The sequence below is a fragment of the Mesorhizobium sp. L2C084A000 genome (assembly GCF_000502875.1).
Classification (GTDB): Bacteria; Pseudomonadota; Alphaproteobacteria; order Rhizobiales; family Rhizobiaceae; genus Mesorhizobium.
This window is the reverse complement of sequence record NZ_AYWX01000011.1, coordinates 22,993-41,352: the sequence shown is the minus strand read 5'-3', so window position 1 is coordinate 41,352 and position 18,360 is coordinate 22,993. Positions and strand designations below refer to the sequence as shown.

Sequence of the window (18,360 nt, the reverse complement as noted above, 5' to 3'; positions counted from 1 at the left end):
ATTTCTGAAGAGCAAGGAGAGATATCATGGCGAGAAAGCAAACGGGCGTGGCGCGGGGAGCAACAGCGGCCGTCGTCCTCATGGTGGTGGGACAGCAAGCCGTTGCGGCCGACCTTGTGCAAGCCCCGAGCGTCCCGCAGGCAGGAGCCTCGGTCCCGGAACGGCCAAGCCCTTGGCAGATCCGCCTGCGTGCGTTGGGGGTCGTCACTGAGGATTCGGGATACGTCAATGCAGTGCCCGGCTCCGGTCTCTCCTATTCGGACACTGTGACGCCGGAACTCGATATCTCCTATTTCTTCACGGGCAACATCGCCGCCGAGCTTATCCTCGGCACCACCTACGCCAACATCGAGGGCCAAGGAGCGATCGGCGCGCTGGGCAATATCGGCAAGGTTTGGCTGCTGCCGCCCACGCTCACATTGCAGTATCATTTTACCGATTTCGGCGCGTTCAAGCCCTATGTAGGCGCCGGCGTGAACTACACGATCTTCTATAACCAGGGTGCCGGCAGCGCCGATGCTCTCAAGGTTAAGAATACGTTCGGCACGGCGCTGCAGGTCGGATTCGACTACATGGTGGATCAGCACTGGGGTGTTAACTTCGACGTGAAGAAGCTGTTCCTCAAGCCAGGCTTCGACGTAACGGTCGACGGCGCGAAGCTGACTGGAAAGGCGAAGCTCGATCCCTGGTTGATAGGCGCAGGTGTCACCTACCGCTTCTGATGCGCAACGCGAAGGCGGGCTGCTGACAGCCTATCTAAAATGAAGGGCGCCTCGGGCGCCCTTTTCCACGCCGGCGCTGCACGGGCCAGTGACCGGATCATTAGGGGGTGGGCCTTGTAACTTTGGGGGACGTGTCCGAATCGGAGGAACGTTCTGATGAACTTTATGCAATGGCCATCCAACGCATAGCAGCCGATTGTTGGGTTACTTGAAGAAGCCGTTGTTGAGTGGGCGTTCCGGCTGCACCCGACAGGTACTTGCCAGTAGCAGCCGACAGGCTGCCCCGCGCCAGGGGCGCGATGCCGAACGGGGTGAGATCACTTAAGCCTCTCGAAGAAGGCGGGGCGCGGTTGACGAACATCCCCGCGCGCCGTCAGGCGCGCGGTGCCGTAGCAATTACTTGGAAGTCGGGTGCGTCAGGCCTGTTTGTCGGGCCTAACCAGATCCGTGTGGCTGACGCCGAGGGCCAATGCCAGTTCATAGATCGTTATGATCGTCGGATTTCTTCGGCCTTTCTCCAAGCCGCTGATGTACTGCTGGCTGAACCCGGAAATCTCGGCAAGCTGCTCCTGCGTCAGACGCTTCCTTAGCCTGATCCTCTGCACATTACGTCCGACCAACCTGCGCATATCCATGCACGACAGCCAGCGGATTACGCAGCTTGAGTTTATCAACTATAATATGTAATCCACATCGAGCTTCTAAATCCGCTGGCGGAGGGCTTCGCGGAGGCCGTTTTCCGGAGGTATAACCAGCGATGTTACAGCCTAAGTCGAACACGCCAATTGCTGACGAAGTGCACTGGTCGGACAGCCTCACGGCCTACGATAAAGCGCATTTCACGACTTATATGCGGCTCCTAGACGCCTCCGCCGATGATGCGAGCGAAGAAGAGATGGCCCACGTCATCCTCGGCATCGATCCAGCACGCGAACCGGAGCGCGCCAGGAAGACTCTTCGTAGTCATCTCGACCGTGCGAACTGGATGGTCACTACTGGCTACAAGAAATTGTTCGCCGGCTGAACAATTACACCGTGCGCTCCATTTCGCCTCAGCAGGAAATCCCTGTACTCGTCTCTATGAGCGCGTNATGAGCGCGTGTTGTCCTGGATGGCGCGGCGAACGCCTCCACGCAGATGATCGGCAGGATTCTCACCGGCCCGCCTGAACCCGTGGCTCGCCGATCAGGGTTTCGGCATTTCCCGTTCCACCCCCGGCAGGCGAACCGCCGAGCGCCTGGAGGACGAGGCAGAGGCGACGGCCACGCGCTTGCGGTGGACACAAGGATCTCGCAGTCATCCGGGCGTAGCTAAACAGATGATATACACCTAAAGGCACACAGCCGGTGTCTCAACTGCCAGGCGGGCAGATCGATAGTGTCCATATGGCGACGTACGGATTGAGTACCACTCCTCGAACCCGGGGATTGGAGATGTCGGTCAGGGCCTGGACACCAGAATACGGCCCACGCGCCTGAGAGAGTCCGAGACAGAATCGCCTCAACGCGCCAGGTCGACGCGCGACGCGACGATGATGTGATAGTCTTCCACCGGTCCGGCCGGCCGGCGGCGCTGCCTTCTGCCCAGTCCATGGCCCAGGCACGCTAGGATCACGACGGCCCGTCATCACAGCGCCGGCTCATGAACCCCGCCATTTAGCCGAACGGCATTCACCGTCTCGTTGGAGCCGTTGATATGCGGCCACGCCGCGGGTTTTTGTGTGGGTTCTCCGATCGGCGCGGCCGGCGCGGCGAAGCATGCGCTCCATGCACATGGGTGACGGTGACAATTCGGCCGGCACAGCGCGACGGGCCGAACTCGATCATATCTGTGAAGAGCTCGTAACACCAACAGAACGCCACCCGCCCGCTTCGGGGGTGGATGACGTAACATCGAGCGCACGGCGGTGCTTTCCCAGACGCTCGGTTCCTTGGGCGCCGTCTTTCCGTCAACAGCACAAACAGTATCGCGAAACATGGTCGGCCCGCCTGACATTCGTCCGCACATCCGTAGGGCCTCCCCTTTAAAACGCGGTATCGTAGAGGGTGCATGTAATTCGTTGCCAAGTCACCGTACCAACCAGCTGTAATAAGTTGCATCATGATGCGTCTAGAGGAAGGAATGACCTTGCATTGGAGCCGAATGGCCAGCCGAAAACAGCCTGTGCTCATGCTCAACAGAACCAAAGACGAATTCAGCTTCTCAGAGAATTGAAGATCGGGAGGAGGCCAGCAGGGCTACGGCCTGATCCTTGGTGTGCACGCCGAGCTTCTTCTTCGCATTGTCGAGGTGGAAATCGACGGTACGCGGCTTGATGCCCAAGATGCAGCCGACAGCCCAAGAGGACTTGCCGCGCGCGGCCCATTGAAGGCATTCATATTCACGAGGTGTCAACGAAACGCCGTCCACTGTTCGATTGCCGGATAGCTTTCGACGAGCATAAATGTGAAAACATGTCGCCATGAGTTGGAGCGCCTGTTCGTATCGCCCAGCAACGCGCAGGGAGGCGGAATTGGGCTTATCAGCGGCAAAGGTCATAGCTGCAACACAGCCTCTGCGATCGATAATCGGGATCGTCAAACCGCACCGGATGCTGAACTGGGCCGCCTCATCGAATAGCTTCTTTTGAGCCGGCGACATCTCAACGCAACCCAAATCCGACCCCGGCCATTGAAACGGGGAGCCGCCACACCGCGCACGCATAATGACGGGATCGACTTTCTGATACTGGTTTTGCAGATAGTGCGCGGTCCAGGGAGGTGGATAATTTGAGATCAGCTTGGGCTCGCCACAAGACTGCAATGGCAAAGACAGATAGGCAAAGGTGAGTAGGTCAAGTGCTGCGGCCGCCCCAGCCATGGCATCCCGGAAATCTGTTTCATCGACACTCTCCGACATGTTTTCCAGAAATGTCTCGAAGAGAGGCGGCATGTTCTTCGTCATTGTCCTAGCTCGATCGCTTTGTCCGTCTGCTGCGCGCCGTTCTGACCTGGAGACTCCGCCATAAGCCGGGGCCGCATAACTGCGGCCGGTCTTAGCAAGCAGAGCTGGCCGCTTTAGAATGCCACAAGGCGCTGCGTGATCTTCGCATAGTCGTCACCAATCGCAGCTGCGCTGGACTGTTCGAACGGCCATCACGGAGAAGCTACAGCATCTTCCGAACGCAATAACGCAATCGGAGAGATCTTCTTGTGAAATGAAATCATCGCCGCCCCCGCATCATGCAGTCGTGAGAAGTCATCCTGCGCCACCACGGTCGGGGCGGCATCAAAGCCGTCATCAATCCAATGGTTGGCGCTGTCGACACGGAAGAGAACAACGGATAAGCCCATCTCGCCGCTTTGAGCGCTATGATCCGGACGTACCGTTGCGCCGCTTTCCGATTCTTGGTGGGCAGATCGACTCCAAACATTGGCATGGATAGGGGCGCCGCTATTCTCCGCTAAATTCAATACCAAGCGTCATCTTAAGCCGGACCCAACCCAGGCCGGCACTATCGCTCGACACTGCTGCGGCGACATTCCATTGAAGGCTCTGAAGCACTTCGCGAAATGCGAAGCAGACGTAAACCCGCAGGCCATGGCAATGTCGATGATGGGCATCCGCGTGCCTTCGATCAGGCGCTTCGCATGGTCTGTGCGGATCCGGAGATAGTGGCGCACCGGCGGAAGTCGGACATGGGAAGCGAACAAGCGTTCCAGCTGGCGCCGCGATACTCCGGCCCGTTGCGCAACCTCTTCCATTGTCAGCGGGAACTCCACATTTTCTTCCATGATCCGCATTGCCATCAAGAGCTTATCGCTCACACCGGCAAAGGCCAGACCTGACGGCCCAGTCTGGCGGTTTGATCCTGAGCGCTGACCTTGGACAGTCGCGTGGCGGCAGACCTCCTGTGCAATATACCCGCCGGCATGGCTGCCGATCAGATCCACCGCCAGGTCGAAGGCTGCCAGTTCTCCTGCGCAGGTTGAATACTGGCCGTCCTTGACAAACAAAGAATCGCTTATGCGGGGTTGGTTGAACACTTCGGCAAAAGCAGCGAGCCGCGACCAGTGTATCGTGCAGCGTGTACCTGCCAGAAGGCCCGTCCGAGCGAGCAGCCATGTCGCTGTCCCAACCGCAGATATCGGCACCGCGCGACGCGCCATCGTTCGCAGAAATCCGTTGAGCTCAGGCGTCAGTTGCTGTTCTACCGGTTCGCCCGTCACGATTGCGAGCTGGTTCGGTCTGCGATCGTCCGAGCCGAAAGCCAACTCGTCTATCCCGACATCGACAGCAACCGAAAGGCCGTTGGCGCCCTCGATTGGCCGAGCGTCAAGCCCCGCGATTCGCCACCGGAACAGCGGCAGCCTCGATACCGTGTTGGCGATGCGAAAGGGTTCGATATATGCGTGAAGCGCCAGGTGCGAGAACCCGGGTAACAAAAGAACCACCAGGTCAAACGGTCGATCGGCCGCCGCCAAAATTTTCGGCGTGGCCAACGACGTAATTGCGCTGATGTTGGCGGGTGCGTTCACTAGGATGCGTACGAGGCTACTGGCTGACCGAACATGCCGGGTTCCGGTTTGACGCCGAGGCCAGGCAGCTGCGGCACCGCGATGTGACCATTTTCGATGACAATCGGATTCTTCGCGTCGAAATGTCCTTCGATATATTCCTGCGCGATCCAGGCGCCCTCAAAACGGCGCGGCTCCACAGTGGAAGCTAAGTGTACGCAAGCCGCCGCGATTATGTCGCCACCCCATGCGTCATCACAGCTGTGAGGTAGCGAGCGGATGGCGCAAACGTCGCGGATTGTCGCCATTTTGGTGAGGCCGCCGAGACGCGTGACCTTGAAGCCGAAGCCATCCGCGATGCCGAGGGAGATCGCCCTGAGTACCGCGTTCTGATCTTCGGTGTTCTCGTCCAAATATACCGGATGCGTCACCCTGCCCTTCAGGGTGGCGATCTCATCCATAGTGTTGCAGGGTTGTTCGAAAACGAATGGGATCGCCTGGCAAAGCCGGTCAAGATGAATGGCGGCAGCGACAGTGAGGCCCCTGTTGCCATCCACTGCGATACGAGCTTTGTAGCCGACCGCCTCCCAGACCTTGTGAACGACGGCCACATCCTCTTCGAGATTTCGCCCCGAGATTTTGACCTGCAGGCGTGGATAACCTGACTTCACCTTGTCGGCGGCTATCCTGGCCGTTTCGTCAGGCGGGCCAACAATGAGCGAATAGTAGGCCGGAACACGGTCGGTAAGCGCACCGCCCAGCAGCGTCGAGACCGGCACTCCAAGCCGCTGGCCGAGAAGGTCAAGGAAGGCTATGTCAAACGCTGCCTTGGCATAGCCATGCCCGTTCAAGCGCTCGTCCATGCGTTTGGCGAGAAGCCTGATCGAGGCAATCTCGGCACCCATAAGACCTGGGGCGATTTCGGCAATCGCCGCGCGCGCGCCGAGTGCATGATGCGGCTGATAAACCGGCCCGACCGGGCAGGTTTCGCCCCAGCCAGTCAGTCCGTCATCTGTCCCAATCTCGACAATAGTGCTGTCAAGCGCGTCTACGTCGTCGCTGGCCATTCGGTAGGTGCCACCTTTAACGGGTAGCTGGACGTTATAGACGTTGATCTGGTCAATGCGCATGAGGATGCTCAGTATTCCTCGTTGAGCGCGTCGACAGCGGGGATTTCCCGCGAGCGCCGATCGATATACGCGCGCAATTCCTCGTCCTTCGCGATGTCGAGCTTTGGTTCTTCATATTCGGCCAGAAGGCGGCGCGCATGCTCCAGGGCACGCTGCTTGATGTCCTTGGAGCCATCAGCGTACCACTGCTCGACTGAGTTATTGTCGAAGAGTTTCGGAATAAAGAAGGCCTTCTCGAAGTTGGCCTGTGTATGGGGATGTCCAAAGTAATGGCCGCCCGGCCCGACATCGCGGATGGCAGCCAGGGCTTCATCGAAATCGTCCCACTGGATGCCTTGCGTCATGCGATAGCCCATGGCGCAGACTTCGGCGTCGACGACGAATTTTGCGATCGAGCAGTGCATGCCGGCTTCATTCCAGCCAGCCGAATGCCAAATGTAGTTTGCGCCTGACAGCAGCACGGCCATCATCGTCATCGCACTTTCATAGCCTGCTTGCGCATCGAAGATCTTGGCGCCGCCAAGCAAGTTCGAAGTGCGCCAGGGCACGTTATAACGGCGAGCCATCTGGCCGATCATGAAATTCATGAGCGAAATCTCTGGCGTTCCCGCCATCGGCGCTCCCGATTGCATCGACACGGTCGATAGGTAATGCCCATAAATAGCAGGGCAGCCCTCGCGCACCACCTGCGTGTAGGCAAGTGCGGAAAGCGCTTCCGCATTGAGCTGCGCCACTGCCGCCGCGGTGGAGGCTGGCGTGTTCGCGCCGCCGAGAACGAAGGGCGAGCACAAGACGGGCTGGTTGCGCCGGCAGAAAGCACGCATGCCGCCCAGCATGACCTGGTCCCACACCAGCGGCGAATTGCCATTGCAGTTTCCGGTGGTGACTGCATGATTCTCGAGGAAGCCTTCACCGAAAAGAATCTCGCACATGTCGAGCACGTCCTCGGCATTCTTGGGCGAGGTGGTCATGCCCATGAAAATCTTGTCGGAATGCTTTATTGACGAATAGGTGATGTGCAGGTGCCGATGCGCGACAACAATGTCCATCGGCTCGACGATATGGTGAGCCGACGAATGTAGTGCCGGCATCATGTGGGCAAGCTTGTGGAAGGTCCCAAGGTCCGCGATCGTCGGGCCACGCCTCACATCATCGAGATCGCGCATGTACGGCGCGCCTGTCATCGGCACGAAGATTGATTTGTCGCCTCCGAGTTCGACATTCTTCGCCGGATCGCGCGCGAAATATTCGACGTTGGCGGGAATGGTCTTGATGAGCTCCATGACCAGGCCGCGGTCGAGATGAACGCGGTCATCGGCGCGCACGTCCGCTCCGACTCTCTTCCAGTCCTCAATCGCAATCGGATCGCGAAACACCACGCCTACTTCTTCCAGGATTGAGAGAGAAGCCTCGTGAATGCGTTCGACCTGCTCGGCATCCATCGGCTCTACCACCGGCAGGCCGCGCTTGAGCGTCGGCAACATATCGACCTTTGGCGCGGTGCGGATCGTCCGCCTCGCTTCCCGCCCGCCTCTACGAGAGAGCTGTAGTTGAGCAGTCATGCCGGCCTCCAGACGAATATGTCGCGACCGAAACTGGACCGCACTCAACTATTGCCGCAGCTTTGAGCCTTGACCTACTGCAAAAGTCTCACGCGAGTGTTGACTAAAGGGCAGGCTGCGCCGCCGGCTCGCCCACCCGGACTCGAGAGATGGTCGAGTCGAGCAGCGGCGGAGCTTTCCACGTCGCAGCTCAGCCTTACGCATGTCGCGGAAACTTGGACGTAATCGGCCAAGCCCTACAGGCAGAGACGATGATGCATTGCCGCAAGCGAGCGAAATAAAGTCAATCGGGAGGCGACTTTTTTGCGTCGACTGGCTCCCGCGGTTCCGTGGTAGCACGTTTCTTGCTTGGTGCGGGGCAAGAACAGAACAGCCCATTCCCGGATCAGGCGAGGTGAACAAAAACGACAATCTCGGACTCACATAGGCATCAGATGGGTAGCGACAGGAGGATTTGAATGCCAAGGCCAAATCTCGTCAATAATGTACTCAGCGCGAGCACGTCGCGCAGAACCTTGCTGAAGGCCGGCGGCGCCGCCGCGCTTGTCATGAGCGGCCTGACGACGGGCGCCAGGGCCGACGCCTCCCGGCCGCTGGTCTATGCCTTCGCGGCATGGTCCGACGCGCTGGCCATCACCTATGTCGGCGCGAAGCTCATCGAGGACAATGTCGGCTACAAGGTCCAGCCGCTGCAGGCGGAGCCGGGCGTGATCTATGCCTCACTTAAAACCGGGAAGGCCGACCTCTATTCGAACTCGTATATGCAGGGGATGGGCCCGCTGAAAGGCGACTATCACGGCGGCCAGGCGGACTATGTAAAGAAAGTCGCTGGTTCCATCAAAGTCGTCGGCGTTTCGGAAGGCCCAATGACGCAGGGCCTCGCCGTTCCGGACTATGTTGACATCGAGAGCATTGCCGAGCTCAACGACCACGCCGACAAGTTCCCAAGCGGCATCATCGGCATCGACGCCGGCTCCGGCCTCATGCAGGCCGCGGATGCAACGGTGAAGGCTTACGGTCTCAAGCTCAACCTGGTCCCGGGCAGCGAAGCTGCCATGGAAGCAGCCTTCCAGCGGGCTTACTCTAAGAACGAACCAATCGTGGTCACCACTTGGGAACCGCTCCCGATGTGGAGTAAATTCAGGATGAGGTATCTCGAAGATCCCAAGAAGACGATGATGTCGGAGCCCTACTACTGTTTCCACGTCACGTCGAAGGACTTTGAATCCAACTTCCCGAAGGCCCAGGCATTTTTGACAAGGTTCCACATCCCGAATGACGAAGAAGCCAAGATCATGGGCTGGATCGACGGCGGGATGAAGCCTGAAGACGCCGCCTCAAAGTGGATCGGCGAAGTGAAAGGCAAGGGCATTATCGAGCCGTGGCTCGCCTGATCCCGCAGCACGCATCCTCCCAATGAGTGCGGGGGTCCGCGCCGATCCCTGCGTTACCACATGTTTATGCGCGGGAGCCTTGCATGAGCACGCGAAAGCCGGCCATCGAGATTAAGGCCCTCTACAAGATTTATGGCGGCAACCCCAAAGTGAAACTCGACAGACTGCGTTCGGGCGCCTGCGGCCCGGACAAGGGCAGCGGTTTCGTCGCGCTCAACAACATCAACATGACCATTGAGACCGGAAAAATCTTCGTCGTAATGGGTCTCTCAGGCAGCGGGAAATCGACCCTTCTTCGCTGCATCAACCGCCTTATCGACCCCACCGCCGGCCAGATCGTGGTCAATGGGCAGGACGTCACGATAGCCGGCAAAAAGGAACTCCGCCAGATCCGCTCCAGCATGATCGGAATGGTGTTCCAACATTTTGCGCTCCTGCCGCACATGTCGGTCATCGACAATGTTGCATTTGGGCTCCGTGTCGCCGGGGTCGGACGCAAGGAGCGACGCGAGCGCGCAGGCAAGGCACTCGAGCTCGTAGGGCTCAGCGGATGGGACAACCGCAAGCCGTCCAACCTTAGCGGCGGCATGCGCCAGCGCGTTGGCCTGGCGCGTGCCCTGGTGATGGACACGCCGGTGCTGCTGATGGATGAGCCGTTCAGCGCGCTCGACCCGCTCATTCGCGAGGAGATGCAACAGGAGTTGCTTCGGCTTCAGAGCACTCTGAACAAGACGATTGTCTTTGTGACACACGACCCGAACGAAGCGGCAATGATCGGTGACCGCATCGCTATTCTCCTCAAGGGAGAGGTCGTCCAGGAAGGCCAGCCGATCGACATTGTGCTCTCCCCTGCCAGCGACTACGTCAGGGACTTCGTGCGGGGCATCGATGTCTTCAAGGTGCTGTCGGCCGGCCAAGTTATGGACGCCGTCTGTCCGCCGATGGAACTGGCGAACAAGCCGATCTCGGAATGGACGAAACATCTGTCGAAAGACTTCGTAAAACTCGCGCCCGACGATCTGATCGCCCCCTATCTCGATGAGTTGGCGAAAGAGCAGCGCGCTTTAATCGTGGTTCAAAACGACGGAACGCCCGTCGGGACGGTCACACCCAAGTCCGTTCTCAGAGCCCTCGCGGCCCATTCCTCATTATCGGGCTCGACGCCTAAGATGGAGAAACCGAAAGCTGCCGACACGACGAGGGCAAACGCCGCGGCAGAACGGGCGACACAATAACGAACCTCAACCTCACACGGCTCTAGCTGAGGATTCATGACGATGGATTTTTCGGAGTTTGCAGGCACGGTTGCCACGTCAATCGACGACTTCACGACCTACCTCTCGGCGCATTTCGGACTTGTCTTCGATTCCATCTCGACGGTGATCCTGGGCATCCAACAGCCCTTGGCCACGCTTATGACGAGCGCGCCGGCCTTGCTGATCATCACGACCGTTATGGTCGGTGGTGTCCTACTTGGGCGGCTCTCGCTGGCTATCCTCAGTGGATGTGGGCTGGCCTTCATCTTCGTCATGAATCTCTGGGCGCCGGCGATGGTGACACTGTCCCTGGTGCTTACGGCAGCCGTCGTCGCCCTGGCCATCGGGATACCAATCGGTATTCTCATTGCTGAATCGAAGCGCCTGAACGCGGTGGCCGAGCCAATACTCGACTTCATGCAGACGATGCCTCCGTTCGTGCTGCTCGTTCCAGCCGTGTTCTTCTTCGGCGTTGGAACGGTTCCGGGCATCGTTGCTACGATCTTCTTCGCCATGCCGCTGCCGATTAGGCTCACGGCCCATGGTCTCAAGATGGTCGAGCCGGAAATGGTCGAGGCGGGGGAGGCCTTTGGCGCAAGTCGCCTGGCCGTGCTGTTCCTGATCAAACTGCCGCTGGCGTTCCGCTCTATTATGGCTGGTGTCAATCAATGCGTGATGATGTCATTGTCGATGGTCATCATCGCGTCCATGATCGGCGCTGGCGGCCTGGGCGACGAAATCATTCGGTCGATCTCTCGTCTCCAGGTTGGGAGGGGCGTCGAAGCTGGACTTGCGGTCGTTGTTTTGGCAATCCTGATCGATCGCATCACCAGGCGAATTAGCGAGAAAGTTGATCCGACCGCCTGACAAACATAAGCCCGGTCAATGACCGGGCCTCTCCTCTTCACGCAGTCGGCAGCGGCAGTTTCTTGGTGCGTCCGCCATCGATGACGTAGACCTGCCCGGTCACGAAGGAGCTCTCTTCGGAGGCAAGCCAAACGGCAAGGTTTCCGACATCAGTCGGCTCACCAAGCCGCCCAACCGGATGCATGGCGAGCAGTTCCCTGCGGACGCGCGAACTGTCAGCCATGCTGTCGATGTAGATCTCACTAAGATCAGAATTGATCCAGCCCGGCGCAATGGCATTGCATCGGATACCCTCGTGCCCATGGTCCACGGCGACGGCTGCTGTAAAGCCGTGAATGCCCGCTTTCGAAGCGGAATATGCAGGGTGACCAGGATTGGACGCCAGGCCTTCGATCGAGCCCATGTTGACGATGCTTGCAGTGCCTCGCTTGCGAAGATGCGGCATTGCCGCCTTCGTCAACAGAAATGGGGCTTTCAGGTTGATCTTCATCATCTGATCCCAGTCCATCTCGGTCATTTCTTCGACGGTCTTCTCGAACATGATCCCGGCGTTGTTGACGAGGATGTCAAGACCGCCAAGTCGCTCGACGACGGCCTCAACGACCGAAGCGATGTGCTCGGAGTTCGCAAGGTCCGCCTTCATGTAAATGGTGCGATCGTTGAGGATCTCGTCGGGTGGCGGGTTCCTCTGCACAATGGCAACCTTGGCTCCCTCCTCCACGAAACGTCGCGTGATGCCGGCGCCAATGCCACGGCCGCCGCCAGTGATGATAGCGATTCTTCCTGCAAGTCTGTCAGCCATAGGGTGTCCTCAATAGACCGGCTTCGCGCCGTTCACTTCAACCGTTGTGCCGGCGATGTAGCGGGCGGCATCGGAACTCAAGAAATACACCGCATCGGCGATGTCTTCCGGCTCGGCAATGCGCCCGAGCGGAACCGTCTTGTTGAGCTCCGCTATGGCAGTGTCGGGATTGAAACCGCGCTTGGCGAAGCCGGTGCGCAGCATCGGCGTGTTGACCTCATTCGGACACACCGCGTTGACTCGTATCCCGTCACGGGCATGGTCGCGGCCAAGGCACTTCGATAACGCCGCCACGGCCGCCTTGCTGGTGCAGTAGGCGGCATGCCCGGGTCCGGGATAGAGTCCCCAGCAGGATGCGATGTTCACGATCGCGCCGCCGCCGTGGCCCTTCATATGACCGATAGCCCTCCGGCAAGTGTAGAATATCGACGTCAGGTTGATATCGAACGTCCGCTTCCAATCCTCATCGGTCGTCTCGAGGATATTGCCCCTCGTGATGATCCCGGCATTGTTGACGAGCACGTCCAGCCTGCCTGTGATCTGGATGGAATAGTCGATCAAATCTTCGCAATAAGCCTTGTTCCTGAGGTCGCCGGCCTTGCTCCAGACATTCTGTCCGATTCGGTTGAGTTCGGCCTCGAGCCGGTCCAGGCCAGCCTGGTCGGCGTCGCCGGCAATCACATGAAAGCCGTTCGCGACGAACTGCTTGGAGATCGCTTGCCCGATACCTCCCGCCGCGCCTGTTATCACCGCAGTTTTCTTTTCAATGCCAGTCATAGCTCAAGCCATCTCTGAGAGGGAAGTTCGGCTCATAATCTCTCAACGGCGGGCGAAGACCAGTGGGGCAGCCCTGCAAAAGTCTCACCCCCTTGTTGAGTAGCTGAGCCCAGATATCGCCCCGGACATGCTAAGGTGTAGCTGCGTCGGACATGGGATTGCGCAGCGTCGCAGATCGCGCAGCATGGTGCTACAGTTTCCTATGTTGTGGAGGTGGCTTGAGGATCGCGGCCATAGTCCGTCGCAACGCGGGCCATCGCGTCGTCTTTTGAATGATTTGGGCGATATCTTGGGGTTCGCTTGCCCAATCTGTCGCGCCGGGCGAATATCGAAGTGTTTGGAGCTTGAGATGGTTCGCCGCTACTACGACCTTCCGTCCCTGACTGCTTTGGCTGTGTTCGAGGCGTCTGCCCGGCATTTGTCATTCAAATTGGCTGCTGCGGAACTGAACGTCACTCCCGGCGCCGTGAGCCGGCAGATCAAGGCAATCGAGGACGAACTCGGGGTTGCGCTGTTTACCCGATTAGGAACCGGTGTGGCGCTGACAAGCGCCGGCGAAGACCTTTACGGCGTGTTGGCTACCGGTTTTTCGCGGGCCGCAGATATCGTCCGAAATGTGAAACACGGTGACCGTTCCAAGAACGTCACGCTGGCGTGCACGGACGCCTTCGCGTCGACGTGGCTGATCCCGCGGATGCCAGATTTTTGGACGAGGTACCCCGATATCGCGGTTGACCACCTTATCTCGGACAATCCCCGCGATTACCGCCGCGCCGAGGTCGAATTGCGCATCCGCTACGGGTTCGGATCGTGGTCGAATGAAGATGCTGAGCTCCTTTTCAATGAAACAATCTACCCGGTATGCGGGCCTGGGTTTGCAAGCAAGCACCGCGATGCAACGGCGGAATCGCTGGCCGACCTTCCCCTGCTGCATGTAGATTGGGTGGATCCCGATTGGGCTGGCTGGGACGAGGTCCTTCGGCGCGCGGGGGTCTCGCATGGTCCGACCCGCGGTCGGCGTTTCGGCAAGTTCTTCGTGGCGCTTCAGGCAGCTCAGGCCGATCAAGGGGTGGCTGTTGGGTGGCATCGCCTTGTCAAGGCGCAGATTGACGAGGGGAAACTCGTCAGACTGACGGATCTCGAGCTCCCAGCCCCTGGCGGCTACTATCTCACCTGGTATCAAAATCGTACGCTTTCCCCTGCCGCCCAGAGCCTGCGTAGCTGGATCCGCGAAGTGGCGGCGCAAGAACGAGAAAGCTAGAGCTCTTTGCCGGCGCGCTTCTGCATCGCCCACAACTTCATCGGCGCGCCGATCAACATCAGCGGTTCTGGATAAAGCTGAATCGGGGCTGGCTCTTTCAGGGCGTCTGCAACCATTGGCTCGTTGCTGCCAACGGCAAGATCGGCAGCCAGCATCCCGTAGAGGGTGCCCTGCACCGTTCCCAGGCCATTGCAGCATCCGGCAACGAAGACTCTGTCTTCAATTTCGCCGAATGCAGGCGCGGAATTGAGAGAGAGACACAAGTGGCCTCCCCAGCGAAATTCCATCGGTGCTTGACCCAGCATCGGGAAGCGCGCCTGGAAAGATCGATCGTGCACGGCGCCGATCCGACGGATCTGCTTCTCGCTGGTGGACATGTCTGGATTATAGGTGAAGGTGTTGCGGACGACGATCCGATCGCCGATCCTCCGGATGGTTGATCCCATCGGATCGGCCGGGATCAAGCCCCAATACGGGTCACCGCCCAGCGCTGTCTGTTCGCTCTTGGAAAGCGGCCTTGTCATGCTGGCGTAGGTGAACACATGCAGCAGGTGTTTCTTGAACAAGCCAAAGCTTTCGAGATGACCGTTAACGGTGAGGATCAACCGTGGCGCGGTGATCTCACCCTCAGCCGTCTTGGCAGTGTGCAGTTTGCCTGTTTGCAGAGAAGTCACCGATGAATTCTCGAATAGCTGCACACGCCTCGACAAGCCTTCGGCGAGCCCTCGGATAAAGCCGGCCGGCTGTGCCATTACTGTTCCTGGCGTGAAGGTGCCGCCGACGAAGAAATCGGTTCCAGTGATTTCCTTCAACTGCGGCCCGTCGAGCCGCTCGAATGGCTCGCCTAGCCCCGTCAGGTGCTTTTCGAATTCGCGCAGGACCGCAACACCGTGACCAGTTGCAGCTCCATGGTACTTGCCGGCTCGAACGAAGTATTTCTGCAACCCGTATTCGTCCGCAGCCGAAGCAGAGAATTCGATCGCGGCCCGGTTCATGCGGATGCGCTTGCGGTCTTGGTCCTGCCTTCCGCCGTAATGCTCCCCACCGAGCTCGTGCGGAAGGTCGATCATGAAGCCGGAGTTGCGCCCGGCAGCACCCCAGCCGACGCGCTGAGCGTCTACCACCACTATGCGCTCGTTCGGCACCAGTTGTGAGAGGCGCCGCGCGGCCGCCAAGCCAGCAAACCCAGCTCCTACAATGAGCCAGTCCGCCTTATGACGGCCGCGCAGCACCTCAGGTGCCTTGGGAGGCGGCAGAATACCGTACCAACCGGGCATGGATGTATCCGAAGGCGTGCGGACAGCCTCATAATCGCTCATCGGTGCGACCAGGCTAGTCTAGCGAACGAGAGACTTTAGGATCGGAGATGTCCGCCCAGATGGTCTTCAGTTCAGTATATTGGTCATGGGCATGCAATGACTTGTCTCTTCCCCCGAAGCCCGAAAGCTTGAAGCCGCCGAAGGGAGTCGAGACATCCCCTTCGCCGTAGCAGTTGATGGTCACCGTCCCGGCGCGGATGTCCCTAGCGATGCGATGCGCCTTGCCGAGATTGGCGGTAAAGATTGAAGCTGCAAGGCCGTATTGCGTATCGTTAGCGACCCGGAGCGCCTCGTCAGCGTTGGCCACTTTGATTACCGACAGCACTGGACCGAAAATCTCCTCTCGCGCAATCGTCATTTCGGGCGTGACATCGTCGAATACGGTCGGCTCGATGAAATAGCCTTTGCCATGCTTGTGGGCGTTGCCGCCCGTGACGATCCTGGCGCCTTCCGCCCGCCCCTTCTTGATGTAGCCCATGATGCGGTCGAACTGCTCCTTCGACACAATGGCGCCCAGCCGATTGCCCGGATCCAACGGCTCGCCCATAGGCCATTCCTTGAGCTTGTGGAGGACCGTTTCCACCAAGCGGTCCTTGATCTTCTCGTGCACGATCAGGCGGGAATTGGACGAGCAGTTCTCGCCCATGTTCCAGAAGACGGCCTGGGTGACATGCTGCGCCACAACATCAAGGTTCTCCGCGTCGTCCAGGACGATGCAAGGGTTCTTCCCGCCGCATTCGAGCACGATACGCTTGAGGTTAGACTTGGCGGAATATTCCAGGAATTTCCGGCCTACGTCAGTTGACCCGGTGAAGGCGACCATGTCGATATCGGGATGCACGCCGAGTGCCTTGCCGGTCACTTCGCCCGGACCGGTGAGGATTTGCAGGACGCCTGCGGGTATCCCAGCCTCATGCGCCAGCTCGGCAATGCGCAACGTCGACATATTGGTCTGCTCGGCCGGCTTGACAATGACGGCATTGCCCGTCGCAAGTGCCGGCCCGATCTTCCAGGCCAACATCAGGATCGGGAAATTCCAGGGCAGAAGGCAAGCGACCACGCCGAGCGGCTGGCGCACGATCATCGACACCACATCGTCGCCGGACGGCGACGTCTGACCGTAGAGCTTGTCGGTGGCTTCAGCGTGCCATTCCAGACAATGCAACGCCTCGGGGATGTCAATGGTTTCGACATCGTAGATCGGCTTGCCGCTTTCGAGCGTCTCAAGCACTGCAAGCTCATGGGCGTTTCGCTTCATCAGTTTCACGAGCCGCCGCAGAACGCGCTTGCGCTCGCTCGGATGCGCACGCGACCAGACCCCCGATTCAAATGCCAGTCGTGCCTTCTCGACAGCGAGATCGACGTCGGCCTGGCCGCAGGAAGCGATCCTGGCGATGACCTGCCCTGTCGCGGGATTGATGGTCTCGAAAGTATCCCCAGATTGTGCCGCCCGCGCCTTGCCGTCAATCACTGCGCTGGTCGGCAGTGGCAGGCTGTCGGCCAGGTTCTGGTACTCATCACGCGTTAATAGCGATGACATTCTCGGAAGCCCTCTTCTGGGATTTTGCAGTGATTGACGCGATGACTGCCTTAAGGGTGCGGATCGTCGACTCGAGTTCCCGCTTCTGTTCGTCGTCGAGTGCCCGCATCGGCCGACGCACGGGCCCAGCCGGCAATCCAGCCAATTCGCACCCGAACTTGATGCTCTGGACGAACTTGCCGCCCTGCTCGAGAAGCCTCATCAGGGGCAGAAGCGCCGACATGATCTGCCGGCCCTTGGTGAAGTCCTTCTCGATCACGCACGCTTCGTACAGCGCGAGGTGCTCTGCCGGCAGGCAGTTGCCGGCGCCGCAGACCCACCCTTTTGCGCCCCAGGCGAAGAATTCGATCGCCTGATCATCCATGCCGCAAAACAGATCAATGTGAGGATAGTCACGAGCCAAAGCGTGCAGCTGGTTCATGCTGCCGCTGGATTCCTTGATGGCACAGAAATTGGAGCTGCGGCCGACGCGATCCAGGAACTCTAGGTCCATCATCGTTCCGGTGCGACCGGGGTAGTTGTAGAGCATCACCGGGAGATTGGCGGCCTTGTCGATCGCAAGTGCATGATTGGCAAGTTCGAGCTGCGTGGGAACAGCGTAGTACGGCGAGCCGATTAGGATCCCGTCGTACTTGAGGTCCTTTGCAATTAGCGCGTATTCGATGCAGTCGTCGGTACGAATGGCGCCGACGCCGGCGATCAGGGGCATCTTCCCTTTCACCACGTTCCTGGCAAGCTTAAGCAGGCTGACACGCTCGTCGCGTGACTGGGCGTAGTACTCGCCTGTCGTGCCGCCGACAATGATACCGTGGACGCCAGTCGAGACCAGGTGCTCGACCATGACGCAGAAGCCGTCACGGTCGATCGATCCGTCCGCATGAAAGGGCGTTGTGACGGGCGGAATAACGCCTTTGAACGACATCTGCCTGGCTCCAATTCGGGCTACAGGTCAGTGTTATATGCAAGCTGAGGAGCGGGAGCAGCCGAAATAAAATCACCCGGCAGGCAACTTTTTTGCGGGTTAGGCTATGATCGAGCATGTCCACCAGAATCGGCGTACCGCCGGACCCCTAACATCGACTATTCGCTCATCGGACAGGCTAATAGTTGTTGCTATCTCTTGGCCAATGGGAGGCTACGCCCTCATCAGCGTACATCTCTCGCTCGCTCCGCTGCTGGACTCGTTCTTCCGCAATCGGCTGACCAAGCAAAGGAACGCAAGCCCCTCAATCAT

17 protein-coding genes are annotated in these 18,360 nt (G+C 59.1%); 6 read left to right on the top strand and 11 right to left on the bottom strand.

Annotated elements, in window-relative coordinates:
• The first annotated feature begins 26 nt into the window (after positions 1 to 26).
• A complete protein-coding gene (locus X735_RS144225; RefSeq protein WP_023812665.1) occupies positions 27 to 722 on the top strand; it encodes an OmpW family protein in 696 nt (231 codons plus the stop codon).
• 416 nt (positions 723 to 1,138) lie between these two features.
• Here X735_RS144225 and X735_RS144230 read toward each other — a convergent pair whose 3' ends face one another.
• Positions 1,139 to 1,357, bottom strand: a complete 219-nt coding sequence (locus X735_RS144230) for a helix-turn-helix transcriptional regulator (RefSeq protein WP_023730016.1) — start codon at positions 1,355 to 1,357, stop codon at positions 1,139 to 1,141.
• Between the two features lie 122 nt (positions 1,358 to 1,479).
• On the opposite strand from X735_RS144230, the gene X735_RS144235 reads away from it, so the two are divergent.
• Complete coding sequence (locus tag X735_RS144235; RefSeq protein ID WP_023812664.1) at positions 1,480 to 1,746, top strand: DUF2285 domain-containing protein; 267 nt, start codon at positions 1,480 to 1,482, stop codon at positions 1,744 to 1,746.
• Between the two features lie 1,178 nt (positions 1,747 to 2,924).
• On the opposite strand, the gene X735_RS144240 is transcribed toward X735_RS144235, so the two are convergent.
• The 5 genes from X735_RS144240 to X735_RS144255 form a co-directional block, all read right to left on the bottom strand.
• A complete protein-coding gene (locus tag X735_RS144240) occupies positions 2,925 to 3,665 on the bottom strand; it encodes a LuxR family transcriptional regulator (RefSeq protein ID WP_032909398.1) in 741 nt (246 codons plus the stop codon).
• 191 nt (positions 3,666 to 3,856) lie between these two features.
• The gene (locus X735_RS1000000168860) at positions 3,857 to 4,180 is read right to left on the bottom strand and encodes a hypothetical protein (RefSeq protein WP_155930590.1); all 324 of its coding nucleotides are present in this window, start codon (positions 4,178 to 4,180) and stop codon (positions 3,857 to 3,859) included.
• A gap of 3 nt (positions 4,181 to 4,183) precedes the next feature.
• Entirely contained in the window at positions 4,184 to 5,239 is a 1,056-nt protein-coding gene (locus tag X735_RS144245; protein ID WP_023812661.1) for a GlxA family transcriptional regulator, read from the bottom strand.
• A complete protein-coding gene (locus tag X735_RS144250; protein ID WP_023812660.1) occupies positions 5,239 to 6,348 on the bottom strand; it encodes a mandelate racemase/muconate lactonizing enzyme family protein in 1,110 nt (369 codons plus the stop codon). Before X735_RS144250 ends, X735_RS144245 begins: the two co-directional genes overlap by 1 nt.
• Before the next feature lie 8 nt (positions 6,349 to 6,356).
• Complete coding sequence (locus X735_RS144255) at positions 6,357 to 7,910, bottom strand: trimethylamine methyltransferase family protein (protein ID WP_023812659.1); 1,554 nt, start codon at positions 7,908 to 7,910, stop codon at positions 6,357 to 6,359.
• 515 nt (positions 7,911 to 8,425) lie between these two features.
• Between X735_RS144255 and X735_RS1000000166800 the strand changes: the two genes are divergently transcribed.
• The 3 genes from X735_RS1000000166800 to X735_RS144265 all read left to right on the top strand — a co-directional run bounded on the left by X735_RS1000000166800 (position 8,426) and on the right by X735_RS144265 (position 11,427).
• Complete coding sequence (locus X735_RS1000000166800) at positions 8,426 to 9,304, top strand: glycine betaine ABC transporter substrate-binding protein (RefSeq protein ID WP_023812658.1); 879 nt, start codon at positions 8,426 to 8,428, stop codon at positions 9,302 to 9,304.
• An 83-nt stretch (positions 9,305 to 9,387) separates the two neighbouring features.
• On the top strand, positions 9,388 to 10,539 hold the full coding sequence (locus tag X735_RS144260) for a betaine/proline/choline family ABC transporter ATP-binding protein (RefSeq protein ID WP_050592720.1): 1,152 nt from the start codon (positions 9,388 to 9,390) through the stop codon (positions 10,537 to 10,539).
• A 42-nt stretch (positions 10,540 to 10,581) separates the two neighbouring features.
• The gene (locus tag X735_RS144265; RefSeq protein WP_023812656.1) at positions 10,582 to 11,427 is read left to right on the top strand and encodes an ABC transporter permease subunit; all 846 of its coding nucleotides are present in this window, start codon (positions 10,582 to 10,584) and stop codon (positions 11,425 to 11,427) included.
• A 37-nt stretch (positions 11,428 to 11,464) separates the two neighbouring features.
• Here X735_RS144265 and X735_RS144270 read toward each other — a convergent pair whose 3' ends face one another.
• Both X735_RS144270 and X735_RS144275 read right to left on the bottom strand, forming a co-directional pair.
• Positions 11,465 to 12,229, bottom strand: coding sequence for a glucose 1-dehydrogenase (locus X735_RS144270; RefSeq protein WP_023812655.1), 765 nt, complete (start codon positions 12,227 to 12,229; stop codon positions 11,465 to 11,467).
• Between the two features lie 9 nt (positions 12,230 to 12,238).
• Positions 12,239 to 13,006, bottom strand: coding sequence for an SDR family NAD(P)-dependent oxidoreductase (locus tag X735_RS144275; protein WP_023812654.1), 768 nt, complete (start codon positions 13,004 to 13,006; stop codon positions 12,239 to 12,241).
• A gap of 349 nt (positions 13,007 to 13,355) precedes the next feature.
• Between X735_RS144275 and X735_RS144280 the strand changes: the two genes are divergently transcribed.
• Positions 13,356 to 14,267, top strand: a complete 912-nt coding sequence (locus tag X735_RS144280; RefSeq protein ID WP_023812653.1) for a LysR substrate-binding domain-containing protein — start codon at positions 13,356 to 13,358, stop codon at positions 14,265 to 14,267.
• Here X735_RS144280 and X735_RS144285 read toward each other — a convergent pair.
• Genes X735_RS144285 through X735_RS144295 form a run of 3 tightly spaced genes read right to left on the bottom strand, consistent with a single transcriptional unit; the run spans position 14,264 to position 18,048 of the window.
• Positions 14,264 to 15,586, bottom strand: a complete 1,323-nt coding sequence (locus X735_RS144285) for an FAD-binding oxidoreductase (protein WP_023812652.1) — start codon at positions 15,584 to 15,586, stop codon at positions 14,264 to 14,266. The two genes, X735_RS144280 and X735_RS144285, sit on opposite strands and share 4 nt — an antisense overlap.
• Before the next feature lie 13 nt (positions 15,587 to 15,599).
• Positions 15,600 to 17,126 carry an aldehyde dehydrogenase gene (locus tag X735_RS144290; RefSeq protein ID WP_023812651.1) on the bottom strand — a complete coding sequence of 509 codons (1,527 nt, stop codon included), beginning with the start codon at positions 17,124 to 17,126 and terminating at the stop codon, positions 15,600 to 15,602.
• On the bottom strand, positions 17,104 to 18,048 hold the full coding sequence (locus tag X735_RS144295; protein WP_023812650.1) for a dihydrodipicolinate synthase family protein: 945 nt from the start codon (positions 18,046 to 18,048) through the stop codon (positions 17,104 to 17,106). The genes X735_RS144290 and X735_RS144295 overlap by 23 nt, the downstream gene beginning before the upstream one ends.
• Positions 18,049 to 18,360: the final 312 nt, after the last annotated feature.

Coding starts and splice junctions, on each gene's coding strand:
- X735_RS144225 (WP_023812665.1), top strand. CDS start 27: ATGGCGAGAAAGCAAACGGGCGTGGCGCGGGGAGCAACAGCGGCCGTC.
- X735_RS144230 (WP_023730016.1), bottom strand. CDS start 1,357: ATGGATATGCGCAGGTTGGTCGGACGTAATGTGCAGAGGATCAGGCTA.
- X735_RS144235 (WP_023812664.1), top strand. CDS start 1,480: ATGTTACAGCCTAAGTCGAACACGCCAATTGCTGACGAAGTGCACTGG.
- X735_RS144240 (WP_032909398.1), bottom strand. CDS start 3,665: ATGACGAAGAACATGCCGCCTCTCTTCGAGACATTTCTGGAAAACATG.
- X735_RS144250 (WP_023812660.1), bottom strand. CDS start 6,348: ATGCGCATTGACCAGATCAACGTCTATAACGTCCAGCTACCCGTTAAA.
- X735_RS144255 (WP_023812659.1), bottom strand. CDS start 7,910: ATGACTGCTCAACTACAGCTCTCTCGTAGAGGCGGGCGGGAAGCGAGG.
- X735_RS144260 (WP_050592720.1), top strand. CDS start 9,388: ATGAGCACGCGAAAGCCGGCCATCGAGATTAAGGCCCTCTACAAGATT.
- X735_RS144265 (WP_023812656.1), top strand. CDS start 10,582: ATGGATTTTTCGGAGTTTGCAGGCACGGTTGCCACGTCAATCGACGAC.
- X735_RS144270 (WP_023812655.1), bottom strand. CDS start 12,229: ATGGCTGACAGACTTGCAGGAAGAATCGCTATCATCACTGGCGGCGGC.
- X735_RS144275 (WP_023812654.1), bottom strand. CDS start 13,006: ATGACTGGCATTGAAAAGAAAACTGCGGTGATAACAGGCGCGGCGGGA.
- X735_RS144280 (WP_023812653.1), top strand. CDS start 13,356: ATGGTTCGCCGCTACTACGACCTTCCGTCCCTGACTGCTTTGGCTGTG.
- X735_RS144285 (WP_023812652.1), bottom strand. CDS start 15,586: ATGAGCGATTATGAGGCTGTCCGCACGCCTTCGGATACATCCATGCCC.
- X735_RS144290 (WP_023812651.1), bottom strand. CDS start 17,126: ATGTCATCGCTATTAACGCGTGATGAGTACCAGAACCTGGCCGACAGC.
- X735_RS144295 (WP_023812650.1), bottom strand. CDS start 18,048: ATGTCGTTCAAAGGCGTTATTCCGCCCGTCACAACGCCCTTTCATGCG.